The sequence below is a fragment of the Streptomyces sp. NPDC048643 genome (genome assembly GCF_040650615.1).
Classification (GTDB): Bacteria; Actinomycetota; Actinomycetes; order Streptomycetales; family Streptomycetaceae; genus Streptomyces.
Genome location: NZ_JBEZHO010000076.1, coordinates 1 through 14,650, shown reverse-complemented (window position 1 = coordinate 14,650; position 14,650 = coordinate 1). Strand labels below are relative to the sequence as shown.

General features: G+C 71.3%; 13 protein-coding genes and 1 pseudogene. 7 read left to right on the top strand and 7 right to left on the bottom strand.

Annotation, left to right across the window (positions count from 1 at the left end; all coding sequences use genetic code 11):
• The first annotated feature begins 83 nt into the window (after positions 1-83).
• Positions 84-1,076, top strand: coding sequence for a porphobilinogen synthase (hemB, locus tag AB0C62_RS39825; RefSeq protein ID WP_362981893.1), 993 nt, complete (start codon positions 84-86; stop codon positions 1,074-1,076).
• Here hemB and AB0C62_RS39820 read toward each other — a convergent pair.
• A complete protein-coding gene (locus AB0C62_RS39820; RefSeq protein ID WP_362981891.1) occupies positions 1,073-1,684 on the bottom strand; it encodes a heavy metal-binding domain-containing protein in 612 nt (203 codons plus the stop codon). The genes hemB and AB0C62_RS39820 overlap by 4 nt on opposite strands.
• 144 nt (positions 1,685-1,828) lie before the next feature.
• Positions 1,829-2,542 carry a DUF4232 domain-containing protein gene (locus tag AB0C62_RS39815; protein ID WP_362981889.1) on the bottom strand — a complete coding sequence of 238 codons (714 nt, stop codon included), beginning with the start codon at positions 2,540-2,542 and terminating at the stop codon, positions 1,829-1,831.
• A 210-nt stretch (positions 2,543-2,752) separates the two neighbouring features.
• Here AB0C62_RS39815 and AB0C62_RS39810 point away from each other — a divergent pair, with 210 nt between their 5' ends.
• The 3 genes from AB0C62_RS39810 (at position 2,753) to AB0C62_RS39800 (ending at position 6,496) form a co-directional block, all read left to right on the top strand.
• Positions 2,753-4,105 (top strand): helix-turn-helix transcriptional regulator, encoded by a 1,353-nt coding sequence (locus tag AB0C62_RS39810; RefSeq protein ID WP_362981887.1) that lies wholly within the window; start codon positions 2,753-2,755, stop codon positions 4,103-4,105.
• A gap of 73 nt (positions 4,106-4,178) precedes the next feature.
• A complete protein-coding gene (locus AB0C62_RS39805; protein WP_362981885.1) occupies positions 4,179-5,081 on the top strand; it encodes an SAM-dependent methyltransferase in 903 nt (300 codons plus the stop codon).
• 206 nt (positions 5,082-5,287) lie between these two features.
• The gene (locus tag AB0C62_RS39800; protein ID WP_362981883.1) at positions 5,288-6,496 is read left to right on the top strand and encodes a PLP-dependent aminotransferase family protein; all 1,209 of its coding nucleotides are present in this window, start codon (positions 5,288-5,290) and stop codon (positions 6,494-6,496) included.
• 42 nt (positions 6,497-6,538) lie between these two features.
• Here the strand turns inward: AB0C62_RS39800 and AB0C62_RS39795 are convergent, their stop codons facing one another.
• The 3 genes from AB0C62_RS39795 to AB0C62_RS39785 are packed head-to-tail and all read right to left on the bottom strand — an operon-like array spanning position 6,539 to position 8,484.
• A complete protein-coding gene (locus tag AB0C62_RS39795) occupies positions 6,539-7,417 on the bottom strand; it encodes a DUF4253 domain-containing protein (RefSeq protein ID WP_362981881.1) in 879 nt (292 codons plus the stop codon).
• A gap of 48 nt (positions 7,418-7,465) precedes the next feature.
• Positions 7,466-7,660 (bottom strand): DUF397 domain-containing protein, encoded by a 195-nt coding sequence (locus AB0C62_RS39790; RefSeq protein WP_362981879.1) that lies wholly within the window; start codon positions 7,658-7,660, stop codon positions 7,466-7,468.
• Complete coding sequence (locus AB0C62_RS39785) at positions 7,657-8,484, bottom strand: helix-turn-helix transcriptional regulator (protein WP_362981877.1); 828 nt, start codon at positions 8,482-8,484, stop codon at positions 7,657-7,659. The genes AB0C62_RS39790 and AB0C62_RS39785 overlap by 4 nt, the downstream gene beginning before the upstream one ends.
• Positions 8,485-8,597: 113 nt before the next feature.
• Here AB0C62_RS39785 and AB0C62_RS39780 point away from each other — a divergent pair, with 113 nt between their 5' ends.
• Both AB0C62_RS39780 and AB0C62_RS39775 read left to right on the top strand, forming a co-directional pair.
• On the top strand, positions 8,598-9,047 hold the full coding sequence (locus tag AB0C62_RS39780) for an ATP-binding protein (protein WP_362981875.1): 450 nt from the start codon (positions 8,598-8,600) through the stop codon (positions 9,045-9,047).
• An 84-nt stretch (positions 9,048-9,131) separates the two neighbouring features.
• A complete protein-coding gene (locus AB0C62_RS39775; RefSeq protein ID WP_362981873.1) occupies positions 9,132-10,079 on the top strand; it encodes a hypothetical protein in 948 nt (315 codons plus the stop codon).
• Between the two features lie 76 nt (positions 10,080-10,155).
• Here the strand turns inward: AB0C62_RS39775 and argS are convergent, their stop codons facing one another.
• Complete coding sequence (argS, locus tag AB0C62_RS39770; RefSeq protein ID WP_362981871.1) at positions 10,156-11,925, bottom strand: arginine--tRNA ligase; 1,770 nt, start codon at positions 11,923-11,925, stop codon at positions 10,156-10,158.
• Between the two features lie 145 nt (positions 11,926-12,070).
• Between argS and lysS the strand changes: the two genes are divergently transcribed.
• On the top strand, positions 12,071-13,813 hold the full coding sequence (gene lysS / locus AB0C62_RS39765; protein ID WP_362981920.1) for a lysine--tRNA ligase: 1,743 nt from the start codon (positions 12,071-12,073) through the stop codon (positions 13,811-13,813).
• Between the two features lie 73 nt (positions 13,814-13,886).
• Here lysS and AB0C62_RS39760 read toward each other — a convergent pair.
• A pseudogene (locus AB0C62_RS39760) lies at positions 13,887-14,650 on the bottom strand (hypothetical protein); the annotation flags it as partial.

The window sequence follows — 14,650 nt, the reverse complement described above, 5'->3', positions numbered from 1 at the left end:
GTCGGAGGGGTGGATCGTGTGGTCTGCCGGCTCCGACAGGGCGTCGGTATAGGTGGCCTTGTGGCGGGCGTAGCGTAGATGTCATGACGAAGTACGGATCCTTTCCCGGTACGCGTCCCCGGCGGCTGCGTACCACGCCCGCCATGCGTCGGATGGTCGCCGAGACCCGGCTGCACCCCGCCGATCTGATCCTCCCCGCGTTCGTGCGCGAGGGTGTCAGCGAGCCGGTGCCGATCGCCGCGATGCCCGGGGTCGTGCAGCACACCCGGGACAGTCTGCGGAAGGCCGCCGTGGAGGCGCTGGAGGCCGGGGTCTCCGGGATCATGCTGTTCGGTGTTCCCGAGGACGAGAAGAAGGACGCCGTCGGGACGCCCGGCACGGACCCGGACGGCATCCTCCAGGTCGCCCTGCGCGACGTCCGCGCCGAGGTCGGCGACGAACTCCTCGTGATGTCCGACCTGTGCCTCGACGAGACGACCGACCACGGGCACTGCGGCGTGCTCGACGAGCAGGGACGGGTCGACAACGACGCCACCCTGGAGCGGTACGCCGAGATGGCCCAGGTGCAGGCCGACGCCGGCGCCCACATCGTGGGCCCCAGCGGCATGATGGACGGCCAGATCGGCGTCGTCCGGGACGCCCTCGACCAGATCGGCCGTGAGGACGTCGCCATCCTCGCCTACACCGTCAAGTACTCCTCCGCCTTCTACGGCCCCTTCCGGGAGGCCGTCGGTTCCTCGCTCAAGGGCGACCGCAAGACGTACCAGCAGGACCCGGCCAACGCCCGTGAGTCCCTGCGGGAGTTGGCGCTCGACCTGGAGGAGGGCGCCGACATGGTGATGGTGAAGCCGGCCGGCCCCTACCTCGACATCCTCGCCCGGGTCGCCGACGCGTCGGACGTGCCGGTCGTCGCGTACCAGATCTCCGGCGAGTACTCGATGATCGAGGCCGCCGCGGAGAAGGGCTGGATCGACCGGGACAAGGCGATCATGGAGTCCCTCTCCGGAATCAAGCGGGCCGGTGCGCAGAACATCCTCACGTACTGGGCGACCGAGGTCGCGCGGAACCTGCGCTAGAGGTCCGGCGCGGTCCAGGAGATCCGGCGTGAGGTGCGCCAGTCGTCGTGCCGGGTGGCGAGCGCGATGCCGAAGGCGAGTCCCGCGGGAACCCAGCCGGTGTGGATCAGCCCGGCGAAGTCCTGGGCGCTCAGGTGCGAGGTGAAGGGCCGGCGCGGGCGGATCCGCGAGCGGGCCCGGACCGCGGTGCCCCGTACGGTGAACTCGACTCCTCCGGGAGGGAATTCGGAGATCCTCAGGCGCACCCCGACGATCCCGTCACCGGCCAGCGCGGCGCACTCGGCCACCGCGCGGGACAGGGCCAGCCTGCGCGCCGCGTACAGCGTCCTCACCAGCGGTGCGAACGACGACGACCACGGTGAGGACGGAGCGCCCGCGTCGCCCGACCACGCACCCGGGCAGCCCCAGACGCCGCTGTACCCGATGCCCTGGACGGTGGTGCCGAGGACCTGTCCGACCGGCTCGAACCCGGCACCCCTGATCGCGGCGAACTCCTCCGCCGCGAGGCCCGAGTTCCACGTGTCACCGGGTCGCGGATGCGCGGAACCGTCGCCGGGAGCCCCGGCCGGACCGGCGTCCCGTCCGTGTGACCCCGGCTCCTGTGTCATCGACCTCTCGGCTCATCGTGCGGATCGTCGTTTCGCCGTCCGGCAGCGTATGCCATGGGGCCGTCCGGCGAAACGGTGATCACGAGCCTCAACGGCCGTGCCCGGCACGGCTTCTGGACGTGCCGGGTGCGGCAGGCTCCGCGCTCAGTACGAGAGCGCCGTGTCCAGGTCCTGCTGCCAGTACGTCACCGTGAGCTTCTCGTCGATGTAGACGCCCTTCGCGGGGAGCGCGGGGCGGGCACTGCCGCCCTTGTCGCCGAAGTAGACCTCCAGGGTCTTGGCCGTGTAGCCGTGGACACCGCTGCCGTCGGCCGCCGACAGGAGGACGCCCGCGTAGCCGGACTCGCCGGGAGCGAGCGTGACGACCGCCTGCGGGTGCGTCTCCTCCGCGACCGGCGGGACGGACTGGGCCTCGCTGAAGCGGACGATCGGGTAGCCGGTCAGGTCGCAGTTCTTCGAGCCCTTGTTGGTGACGGTGAGCAGCAGGTGGTCGAGCGGGCGGGAGACGACCGTCGCGGTCGTCCGGGTGGTGGCGCCGACGCACGCCGGATTCCGGGTGCCGCTGCCGTTCTTGCCCGCGGAGCCACCCGTGGACCCGGTGGCGCCGGTGCCCTTCGAGCCCGTGGTGGTGCCGGTGCCCTTCGTACCGTTCGTCGAGCCTGTGGCGGTGCGGGTGCCCGCGGGCTTCGCCGTCGTGCCGCCGGCCGCCCCCTCGCTGGGCCGGGCCGAGGAGCGGGCCCCGGCGGACGGGCCCTCGTCGCGGACGCCGTCCCCGTTGCCGCACGCCGTGAGGGCGAACGCGGTGAGCGCGATCGTGGAGGCGGCGAGCAGACGGGTGCGGATGGTGCGTGCGGACATGGGTGATCCCCCTGGGATGTCGCCGGTGGAACGGCCGCTCGACCGGTCGTGGGGAGCGGCGTGCTTGGATGGCAGCAGCTTGTGCGGTGATCCGTCCCGGCCGCCACACCCGGCGGGCAACACGGGACGCTGGAACGCCAAAATGGGCTCTGACCTGGGGGAACGGCACCTCCCTGGAACGCGGTCCGGGACACGGGGGATGGAGGAACGGTGGCGGGGGACGAGTTCGCGGGACTGCTCCGGGAGCTGAAGGAGCGGTCCGGTCTCAGCTACGGGGCACTCGCCAAGCGGCTGCACGTCAGTACGTCCACGCTGCACCGGTACGTCAACGGGGACGCGGTACCGGCGGACTACGCGCCCGTCGAACGGCTCGCGCGGGTCTGCCGGGCCACCCCGGACGAGCTGGTGGAGCTGCACCGGCGGTGGGTCCTGGCGGACGCGCTGCGGGGGAGGAAGGGCCCGGGACGAGCGGGAGCCGTGGACCAGGCCGATGGCGCTCCGGAGGCGGAGGTCGTGGCGGGGGCCGAGGCCGCGGACGCGAGCGGTGCGGTGTCCGGCGCGGGGGTGAAAGACACGGAGGACGGTACGGCGGACGGCCGGCCGGCGAGCGAGGGCGAGGCGGCCGTCGGGCCCGTGCCGGTGAGGTCGAGCCGGCTGCGGAGCCGGCGGTCCGCGGTGCTCGCCGGGGTCGGTGCCGTCGTCGTGACGGCGGTCGTGTCCAGCGTGCTGGCCGTGCAGCTCGGATCCGGCAGCGGTGACGACGACGCCGAGAAGGGCGCCGTGGCCGTCGGAGTGCCGCCCGCGGTGCGCCCGAGCGCGACCGGCACGACACCCGGCGCGCGCCACGGATCGGCCTCGCCGTCCGCCTCGCACCCCCGGAGCCCCGAGCCGTCCGACTCGACGGTCGGCGGAGCCGTCGACGAGGACGGCATCGTCGACGACGACGCGGCCGGTGCCGGCGCCGGCGCACCGACCGTCGTCGTCGACCCGTACAAGTTCGACGACCCGTGCAGCCAGCACTACTTGGTGAACCGGCCCGCGCAGCAGGTGCCCCCGCCGCCGAACGAGTCGGACGCGCGGGGCTGGGTCACCGCGCTCGGCGGGGTCCCGGGTGGAGAGCAACTGCTCGCGCTCACCGTGCAGGGGACGGGGAAGTCGACCGTCGTCCTGAAGGCGCTGCACGTGCGCGTGCTGGACAAGGGCGCGCCGCTCGCCTGGAACGACTTCGCGATGGGCGTGGGCTGCGGCGGCGGGGTGGAGACGAAGTCGTTCACCGTGGACCTCGACGCGGGACGTCCGTCGGTCGCGCTCAAGGGCGGGCAGCGCGACTTCCCCTACAAGGTGAGCGAGTCCGATCCCGAGGTCTTCTACGTGTTCGCGGACGCACAGGCGCACGACGTGAGTTGGTACCTGGAACTCGACTGGTCCAGCGGGACGAGGAGCGGCACCGTGCGCGTGGACGACCACGGCAGGCCGTTCCGGACCAGCGGGAACGTGGGGCGGCCCGCGTTCGACTACCCGCTGGGCGGCAGCGAGTGGGGCAAGGCCGCTCCTCCCGGCTGACGGGCATCATCAAGTCGCCCCAGGGGCTAGGTTGTTGCCTGTTGTATGACGCGACTCTCCAGGGAGATGTTTCATGTCCGGTGATGCCCTCAGCCAGGATCCCGCGGAGCTGAGAAGGAGGATCGACACCACCAAGGCGCACCCCGCCCGGGTCTACGACGTCTTCCTCGGCGGCAAGGACAACTACCCGGTCGACCGCAACGCGGCCGCCGCCGCGCTCGCCGCGAACCCGCGGGGCTACCTCGACGTCCGGCACAACCGCGACTTCCTCCGGCGTGCCGTGACGGCGCTGACGGCGGAGAGCGGCGTGAAGCAGTTCCTCGACATCGGCACCGGGCTGCCGACCCAGGAGAACGTCCACCAGATCGCGCAGGGGATCACCCCGGACGCGCGGGTCGTGTACGTCGACAACGACCCGGTGGTCCTCGCCCACGCCCGCGCCCTCCTCACCAGCGGACCCGAGGGGCGTACGGACTACATCGACGCGGACCTCAAGCAGCCCGCGCAGATCCTCGAACAGGCCTCCAAGACACTGGACTTCGACGAGCCGGTCGTCCTGGTGCTGGTCGCGATCCTGCACTTCGTGAAGGACGAGGAGGCCTACCCGATCGTCCGCGACCTGGTCGAGGCGCTGCCGTCCGGCAGCCGGATCGTCCTCAGCCACCTCACCGAGGACCTGAACCCCGAAGCCATCCGCGCGGTCCAACGCACCTACACCGAACGCGGGTTCACCTTCGTGCTGCGGTCGAGGGCGGAGGTCGAGCGCTTCTTCACCGAGAACGGTCTGGTGCTGGACGAGCCCGGTGTCGTCCCGGCCCACCACTGGCGCCCCGACGGCGGGGCCCCGGCGCCGGAGAAGGCCGACCCCGACGTCCTGGCCACGCTCGACGCCATCGAGATGGTCCGCTACCGCGACATCAACGACGTGACCGACGCGGACATCAACGTGTACGTGGCGACGGGCCGCAAGCCGTAGCCGACGGACCACCACGGCCCTGACGGGCACCGGCGCGGCAGGTCGCCCCGGTCCTCCGTCCGGATGCCGGAATTGACGGGTGTAGGCGGCACGTATCCGCCTAGGGTGCGGGCACGAGCGGTCCCGGGGACGGGGCCGCCCGCCCGCAGTCCCCGGGAAGGCCACCGGCCCCCGCGAGGCCTCCGCCAGGACAAGGAGCCGTCATCGTGACCGTCATCGAGCCCGCAGCCACGACCGCCCCCGTGCCCCCGCTCGCCGCCCGGGCGACCGCGATCGGAGGCTCACCGGTACGGGACATCCTCGCGGTCACCGCCCGCCCCGAGGTGATCAACTTCGCGGGCGGACTGCCCGCCCCTGAACTGTTCGACGCGGCCGGTATCGCCGCCGCCTACCGCGACGTCCTCGCCGAGGAACCCGCACGGGCCCTGCAGTACTCGACGACGGAGGGCGAACCGGCGCTGCGGACGGCCCTCGCCGCGCGGACCGCCGTGCGCGGCCTGCCGACGGAGCCGGACGACGTGCTCGTCACCACCGGTTCGCAGCAGGCGCTGTCGCTGCTCGCCACGGCCCTGCTGGAGCCGGGCGACACCGTCCTCGTCGAAAGCCCCTGCTACCTGGCGGCACTTCAGGCGTTCGCCTTCGCGGGGGCCCGCGTTCTCGCCGTGCCGGGCGACGAGGACGGCATCGACCCCGAGGCGCTCGACACCCTGGTAGCCCGGGAGCGGCCCAAGCTCCTCTACACCGTGCCCACCTTCCAGAACCCCACCGGACGCACCCTCCCCGCCGAGCGCCGCGCCGCCGTCGCCCGCGTCGCCGCCACCCGCGGCCTGTGGATCGTCGAGGACGACCCCTACGGCGAACTGCGCTTCGAGGGGGAGCGTGTTCCGTGGATCGCCTCCCTCGAAGGCGCCGGGGACCGGACCGTGCTCCTCGGGTCCTTCTCCAAGGTGATGGCACCCGGATTGCGGCTGGGCTGGCTGCGGGCACCCGCGGCGCTGCGGCGGGCCTGCGCCGTCGCCAAGCAGGCCGCCGACCTGCACACCCCGACCGTCAACCAGCTCGCCGCCGCGCGGTACCTGGCCGACCGGGACCTGGACGCCCACGTGGCGCGGGTCGCCTCCGTCTACCGCGAGCGGCGCGACGCCATGCTCGCCGGGATCGGCGACGCCCTCCCGGCCGGGTCGACGTGGACCCGGCCCGAGGGCGGCATGTTCCTCTGGGCCCGGCTGCCCGAGCCGTACGACACCACGGCCCTGCTCCGTGGGGTGGTGGAGCACGGCGTGGCGTACGTGCCCGGCGCGCCCTTCTACGCCGGCACCCCGGAGGCGTCGACGATGCGCCTGTGCTTCGTCACGCAGACCCCGGACGAGATCGCGGAGGGGCTGCGCCGACTCGCCTCGGGCCTGCGCGGCTGACCCTGGCCGCCCGTCGTCACCGGGGAGGTGCCCCGGCGCCGGTCAGTCCCACCAGAAGGACCACACCGGCGCGTTCAGCACCTCCTGCTCGGCATACGTCCGCAACGCCGTGTGGCTGCCCTGCGTGATGTTGTCCGGGCAGAACGCGAAATGCTCGGCGGCGACCGCCTCGGCCTCCGCCAGGGTCGTCGGCGGCGCCGCCACGGACACCACCAACTGGTCGAAGGTCAGCGCCACCACCCGTATCCCGAAGCGGTCCTCCCAGGACCGCAGGACCGCGCACAGGCGCGCCACGTCGTTCTCGTGGTTCAGCGGGCCCGTCCAGCCGAGCGCCGCCGGGATGTCCGCACTCCGGCGCGCCGGAACGAGCGCGAGACGCGGTTCCTTCAGCCACGAGCCGCGATCCCCGAGAGCGTCCGCGATCTCCGCCGCACGCGCGTCCGGATCGCCCTCCTGCTGCCCGGCGGGGGCGAGCCCCGGCCACACGGGGCCGTACGGCGCGACCTTCGCGTCATAGGGCTCCGGCTTGCCGAAGAGGCTCTCCACGACCTCCCGGCCCGCGTAGTCCCCGTCGTCCCCGAGCTCGTCCGCCGCGTACCGCTCCCAGAAGTCGGCCAGCACCTCGTCGGCGTCGTGGTCCCCGGCGTACGACATCTCGCCGGGCATCAACTCCCAGTCCTCGGGCCCCTTCTGCGAACCCCCGACGTCCAACAGCACCGGCAGCAGCCCGAGCGTGCGGGCGGAGTCGACCGCGGACCAGTCCCCGTCAGCCGGCCGCTCCTCGGCATGCCACACCAACGGCTCGTGCCACGCCCCTTCGTGGGTCGCGTCGATCAGTCTCCCGGCGGGGAGTTCGAGCCCGAGGGTGCGCCCACTCGGGTCTGCCGCCAGCCGAGGCAGCGGGTTGGGAAGAGTCGCCATGCCGGTGACTGTAGGGGCCCCCACTGACAACGGGGCCGCTCCGCTCTCCTACTGGGCTGCGGTGAACGCGGCCCAGGCCTGCGGCGAGACACGGAGGCCGGGCTCCGCCGGGTTCTTGGAGTCACGGAGGTGCACGACGGTCACTTTGCCGGACTGGGGCCCGGAGTGGGCGACTTCGAGGCACTGGCCGCCCTCGTCGCCGCTGTAGGTCGACTTGAACCACTGAAGCGCTTCGGTGCTCATTGCTCTCCTAGCAGGCGGTCGAGCAAGCTCATGGAGTCCTGGGGGGTCAGAGCCTGCGTCCGCAGCATCGCATATTTGCGCGCGAGGATGGACACCTCATCCGGGTCGGAAACCCACTGGCTGCCGCGCTGGGATTCCGTGTAGGCGAGGTGTTGATGGTCGGGTGTCTCCAGCAGGGTGAACGGGCCGTTGAGCCCCGCGTGGAACGGGCTACTCAGGGGCAGGAACTGGATTGCCAGGCCCGGTAGTTCGGCAAGAGATAGCAGTCGGCGAAGCTGCTCCCTGCGCATCTCCCGGTCGCCGATCGCCAGATGCAGCACCGGTTCCCAGACGATGAAGCTGAGCGTCGGCGGGACCTTCCGGTGCAGGATCTCCTGGCGTTCGACGCGGGCGGCCGCACGGGTGCAGACCTCGTCATCGTCGTACGCGGGAACACGGTTGCGCAGGACCGCTCGGGCGTACGCCTCCGTCTGGAGGAGGCCCGGCAGGACCATGGCGTCGTACCAGGACAGGGCGATGGCCTCCCGCTCGTGTTCCATGTACAGCTCGGCCCACATGGGGAACTGGTCGATCTCCGGCAGGTTGTGCACGCCTGCCGTCAACAGGCCCTTGGTGTCCAGGACTTGGTCCAGCAGATCGGCCAGGTCGGGTTTCAGCGGGCGCCTGCCCTGCTCGATGGAGGCGACGGTCTCCTCGTCGAGCATCAGCCGCTCGCTCAGGGCCCGTTGAGTGAGCCCGGCGGCGCGGCGGGCGGTGCCGACCTGGATGCCCAGCATCTTCATGGCCGAATGGTTCTTCTTCCGCGGAACACTCCTGGAGTTCATGCTGGTCCCACTCCCCACGCCTGCCCGAACACGACCCCGCACGAACCCGTACAGAAAATCCGTACTGCCTCACGCAGTGATCCACGGTAGTGACTCTGCGCAACTCTCGTCCCGTGAACGAGACCATCCACCTCCCGCCCCTGCGCGAGCGTTTCTTCCGACGGGATCGGCGGGCCGTGCCCGCCGCCAGGCGCTTCGCCCACGAGACCCTCGCCGGATGGGGACTCGCCGGCACCGAACAGGCCGACGACGTGTTGCTCTGCGTCAGCGAGCTCGCGACCAACGCCCTCGTGCACGCCGTCCCGCCCGGACGGCACTTCCGGGTCTTCCTGCGCCACGACGGCACGGTCCTGCGGGTCGAGGTGCACGACAGCGGGCCGGGGACGCCGAGGATCGCCGACCGACCCGACGAGGGCGGCCGGGGCCTGCTGCTGGTCGCGGCGTTCGCCGACCGCTGGGGGGTCGCCGAACGGAACCCGGGCAAGGCGGTGTGGTGCGAGTTCGGCGGCCGCAAGGCCCCAACACCACTTCGGCCGAAAGAAGTTGACGGATCGAGGAAATAGTTCGACTGCCGTGCGTGGCCCTGGTTACTTGAGGGGCGCGGACGCTCAGCAGGGGCGCCCGCTCTCATGGAGGGGGAGGCATCCGTGCCCAGAAGCACTGGATGGAGACGCGTTCTGACCGGCGTCCTCGCCGGCCTGACCGCGACGGTCGGTCTCACCACGGCGCTGGCCGCGCCCGCCGGGGCGGCCACCACCACACCGGTGGCCGTGACCAAATACAGCCACACCAGTCAGCCCGGGGACTACATAGGCCAGGGCGCCACCGCGTCGTACACGCCGAAGACGGCCACGATCAGCGCGGGCGGCACCGCGGAGTACGTGCGCTTCCGGGCGTGGGCCGACGACACCTGGTGGGACGTCGACCTCGCCGCACCGCAGGGGGAGAAGCTCCACCCCGGCGTCTACCGGAACGCCGAGCGCGCGGCGTTCCGCACCGGACGCTCGCCGGGCCTCGACGTCTCCGGGGACGGGCGCGGCTGCAACGAGGTGTACGGGCAGTTCTCGGTCAACCAGATCGAGACGGACGCCGACGGCGCCATCACCTTGCTGGACGCCACGTACACCCAGCACTGCGAGAGCGCGACCGCCCCGGCACTCACCGGGGTGGTCAAATACCGGGCCTACCCGCTGTCCTACGCGTACACCAGTGACGCCGGGGACTACATCGGGCAGGGCGCGAGCGCCACCCACACCGGGGCCACCAGCACGTTCGGCATCCGCACGTGGGGCGACGGCATCCAGTACGACGTCTCCGGCAAGCGCGGCTACTTCACCGCGCTGCTCACCCCGCCCACCGGCCGGAAGCTGGAGGCGGGGCACACGTACGAGACGCGGCGCAGCAACGACGAGACGTACGCCGGCCTCGACGTCTTCGGTGACGGCCGCGGCTGCAACAGCAGCACCGGCGAACTCACCGTCGGAAAAATGGCGTTGAACGACGACGGCACCGTGAAGGCGTTCGCGGCGACGTTCGTCCAGCACTGCGAGGGCGGCACGCCCGCGCTGCGCGGCACGATCCACTACTACGCCTGACAGCCGGACGGCCCCGGCGGGACGGTGAGGTCACCGTCCCGCCGGGGCCGCGAGGTCCGTGCGTCCAGCCCGGGCGTCAGAGCCGCTCGGGCGTCCGGATTCCCAGCAGGGACATGCCCTGGTGGAGGGTTCGGGCCGTCAGGTCGCAGAGGAACAGCCGGTTCTCCGCGACCTCCTGGGCCGGGGCCGGCTTGATGACCGGGCACTGGTCGTAGAACGTCGTGTAGAGCGAGGCCAGCTGGTAGAGATACGCCGCCAGCTTGTGCGGCGCGTACTCCGCGGCGACCTCCTCCAGCGTCTCCCCGAACCGGTCCAGGTGCAGACCCAACGCCCGCTCCGCCGGGGCCAGTTCGAGCTCCGGGTGCGCCACCGGCGTACGGTCGCCGGCCTTGCCGAAGATCGACCGGACCCGGGCGTACGCGTACTGGAGGTACACCGAGGTGTCGCCGTTCAGCGAGACCATCTGGTCCAGGTCGAACTTGTAGTCCCGGACCGCGGAGGTCGACAGGTCCGCGTACTTCACGGCGCCGATGCCGACGTACCGGCCGTTCTCCTCGATCTCCGACTCGCTCAGGCCCACCTTCTCGGCCTTCTCGCGCACGACGGTCGTGGCCCGGTCGATCGCCTCGTCCAGCAGGTCGACCAGCCGCACCGTCTCGCCCTCACGGGTCTTGAACGGCTTGCCGTCCTTGCCCAGCACCGTGCCGAACGCCAGCTGGTGCGCCTTCACGTCGTCGTTCAGCCAGCCCGCCCTGCGCGCCGTCTCGAAGACCATCTTGAAGTGCAGGGACTGCCGGGCGTCCACCACGTACAGCAGCGTCGACGCCTTCAGGTTGAACACCCGGTCACGGATCGCCGACAGGTCGGTGGCCGCGTAGCCGTAGCCGCCGTCCGACTTCTTCACGATCAGCGGCACCGGGTTGCCGTCCGGGCCCTTCACGTCGTCGAAGAACACGCACAGCGCGCCGTCCGAACGGACCGCGACGCCCGACTCCTCCAGCAGCCGGCACGTCTCGTCCAGCATGTCGTTGTAGCCGGACTCGCCGACCACGTCCGCGTCCTGGATCTCCATGTCGAGCTTGTCGAAGACCGAGTAGAAGTAGATCTTCGACTCGTCCACGAACTTCTGCCACATGGCCAGCGTCTCCGGCTCGCCCGCCTGGAGGTCCACCACCCGGCGCCGCGCCCGCGTCTTGAACTCCTCGTCGGAGTCGAAGACCGTCCGCGCCGCCTTGTAGAGCCGGTTCAGGTTCGACATGGCCTCCTCGCCGGAGACCTCGCCGCCCTGGTGGTCCAGCTCGTGCGGGTGCTCGATCAGGTACTGGATGAGCATGCCGAACTGGGTGCCCCAGTCGCCGATGTGGTGCCGCCGCACGACGGACTCACCGGTGAACTCCAGGATCTGCACCACCGCGTCACCGATCACCGCGGACCGCAGGTGACCGACGTGCATCTCCTTCGCCACGTTCGGCTGGGCGTAGTCGATCACCGTCGTGCCCGGGTGCTCCGCGAGGGGCACCCCGAGGCGCGCGCTGTCCGCGTACCGCTCCGCCAGGTTCCGGACGATCGCGCCGTCGGTGACCGTGATGTTCAGGAAGCCGGGCCCGGAGACCTCGATGTCCTTGATCACGTCACCGGACGCCACCTGCGCCACCACCTGCGTCGCCAGGTCGCGCGGGTTCGCCTTCGCCTTCTTCGCGAGGGCCAGGATCCCGTTGGCCTGGAAGTCGGCCCGGTCGCTTCGGCGCAGCAGCGGGTCCGCGGAACCGGCCTCCGGCAGAGCTGCCGAGAGGGCGTCCGCGAGGCGCTGGTGGACGGAAGCGGTGAGGGACGTGACCGAGGCCATGGAGTGGCTGCCGTTCTAGTCGGGTTCCGGGTTCGTGCAGTACAGGAAAGCCAGTATCCCACGCGGTGAAAAGCCGTTTTCGCGGTTGCGGCCCGAGCTGGGAGAATGGTCCCGTCAGCCGTACTGGCGTATGAGAAAGAAGGACGTGCCGATCGTGGCTCAGAGCACCGAGACCACCGACTGGGTCTCCCGTTTCGCGGACGAGGTCATCGAGGAGTCGGAGCGTCGGGCCCCGGGCAAACCTGTGGTCGTCGCGTCCGGTCTCTCCCCCTCCGGCCCGATCCACCTCGGCAACCTCCGCGAGGTCATGACCCCGCACCTGGTCGCCGACGAGATCCGCCGCCGCGGGTACACCGTGCGCCACCTGATCTCCTGGGACGACTACGACCGGTACCGCAAGGTCCCGGCCGGCATCGCGGGCATCGACGCGTCCTGGGCCGAGCACATCGGCAAGCCGCTGACCTCCGTCCCCGCCCCGGCCGGCTCGGCGTACCCGAACTGGGCCGAGCACTTCAAGGCCGCGATGACCGAGGCGCTCGCCGACCTCGGCGTCGAGTACGACGGGATCAGCCAGACCGAGCAGTACACCTCGGGCGCCTATCGCGAGCAGATCCTGTTCGCGATGAAGCACCGCGGCGACATCGACGCCATCCTGGAGCAGTACCGCACCAAGAAGGCCCCCGCCAAGAAGCAGCAGGGCCAGAAGCCCGTCGACGAGGCCGAGCTGGAGGCCGCGGAGGGCTCCGGCGCCGCCGCCGAGGACGACGGCAGCTCGACGTCCGGGTACTACCCGTACAAGCCCTACTGCGGGCAGTGCGGCACGGACCTCACCACCGTCACGTCCTACGACGACGAGACGACCGAGCTGACCTACACCTGCGCCGCCTGCGACTTCTCCGAGACCGTCCGGCTGAGCGAGTTCAACCGCGGCAAGCTCGTCTGGAAGGTCGACTGGCCCATGCGCTGGGCGCACGAGGGCGTCGTCTTCGAGCCCAGCGGCGTCGACCACTCCTCGCCCGGCTCCAGCTTCCAGGTCGGCGGGCAGATCGTCGGCCTCTTCGGCGGCAAGCAGCCCATCGGCCCCATGTACGCCTTCGTCGGCATCAGCGGCATGGCCAAGATGTCCAGCAGCAAGGGCGGCGTCCCCACCGCGGCGGACGCCCTCCAGATCATGGAGCCGCAGCTGCTGCGCTGGCTGTACGCCCGCCGCCGCCCCAACCAGTCGTTCAAGATCGCCTTCGACCAGGAGATCCAGCGGCTCTACGACGAGTGGGACAAGCTCGCCGGCAAGGTCGCCGACGGCTCGGTGCTGCCCGCCGACGCCGCCGCCTACAGCCGCGCCGTCGGCACCGCCGCCGGAGAGCTGCCCCGCACCCCCCGCCCGATGGCCTACCGCACCCTGGCCTCCGTCGCCGACATCACCGCCGGCGCCGAGGACCAGACCCTGCGCATCCTGAGCGAACTCGACCCCGAGAATCCGCTCGCCTCCCTCGACGAGGTCCGGCCCCGGCTCGACAAGGCCGAGACCTGGATCAACACCCAGGTCCCCGCCGAGGAGCGCACCGTCGTCCGCGACGAGCCCGACGTCGAGCTCATCACGTCCCTCGACGAGGAGGGCCGCGAGTCGCTGCGCCTGCTCCTCGACGGACTGGAGCGCAACTGGTCCCTGGACGGCCTCACCCACCTCGTCTACGGCGTTCCCAAGGTCCAGGCCGGCTTCTCCGCCGACGCCACCGCCAAGGAACTCCCCGCCGAGATCAAGGTCGCCCAGCGCACCTTCTTCGCCCGCCTCTACCACCTGCTCGTCGGCCGCGACACCGGCCCGCGCCTGCCCACGCTGCTCCTCGCGGTCGGCCAGGACCGGGTCCGCAAGCTGCTCTCCGCGTAGGACCTCCGGCGGTACGAGAAAGGGGGCGCCCGGTGATCACCGGGCGCCCCCTTCCGCGTAGGTCATGGCGTGTCTACGCGATGTGGTCCTCCTGCAGTTCCGCCGTGTGGCGGTTGGTGAAGCGGTTGACCATCCGCTCGGCCTCGCGTTGCGGGAGCGTGGTGCCGTACGTGGCCTCCACATTGCCCCGGAACTGGCCCGACGTCGGATAGCTGCCGTCTATCGACTTCTTGAAGACCAGGTAGTAGTCGTTCTCGGTCGGTTCCGAGCCGCCGCCCGCACCCATCTCACGGGTCCGGCCCGGGCCGGCCGGGATCGGGAACGTGCCGGTGTCCTCCGGAGAGGGCTCCGGGGCGGGGGCGGACGCAGGGGCGGGCTGGTCCGCGTACTGCTGCTGGGGGAACGCCTGCTGCTCGAACCGCTGCCGGTCGAACCGCTGCTGTTCCTCTTCGTACTGCCGGAACTGGTCGGCCTGCTGGAACTGCTCGGCCTGCTGCTGCTCCGCGTACCACTGCTGGTCCGCGACATCCGGCTCGTACGACGGGTCGTAGCCGCCCTGGTACGCGACCTCCTGGGGGCTCCGCGCCTGGAGCCACGGATTCTGCGGCTCGGCGTAATCCTCCGGCTGCTCGGGGAACTCGCTCGCCCCGGCGGCGGGAAGCTGCTCCCGGACAGGTGCCCCGTTGCTCTCTACGGCGGGGGCCGACGGCTCCGGCTCGCGCGCCACCTCCAACTGCGGCGCGGGCGGCAGCAGCACCGGCTCGATGCCCGCCGCGGCGAGACCCGAGGGAGCCGTCTCCGCGAGGGGGACGCCGTAGCGCGCCAGGCGCAGCGGCA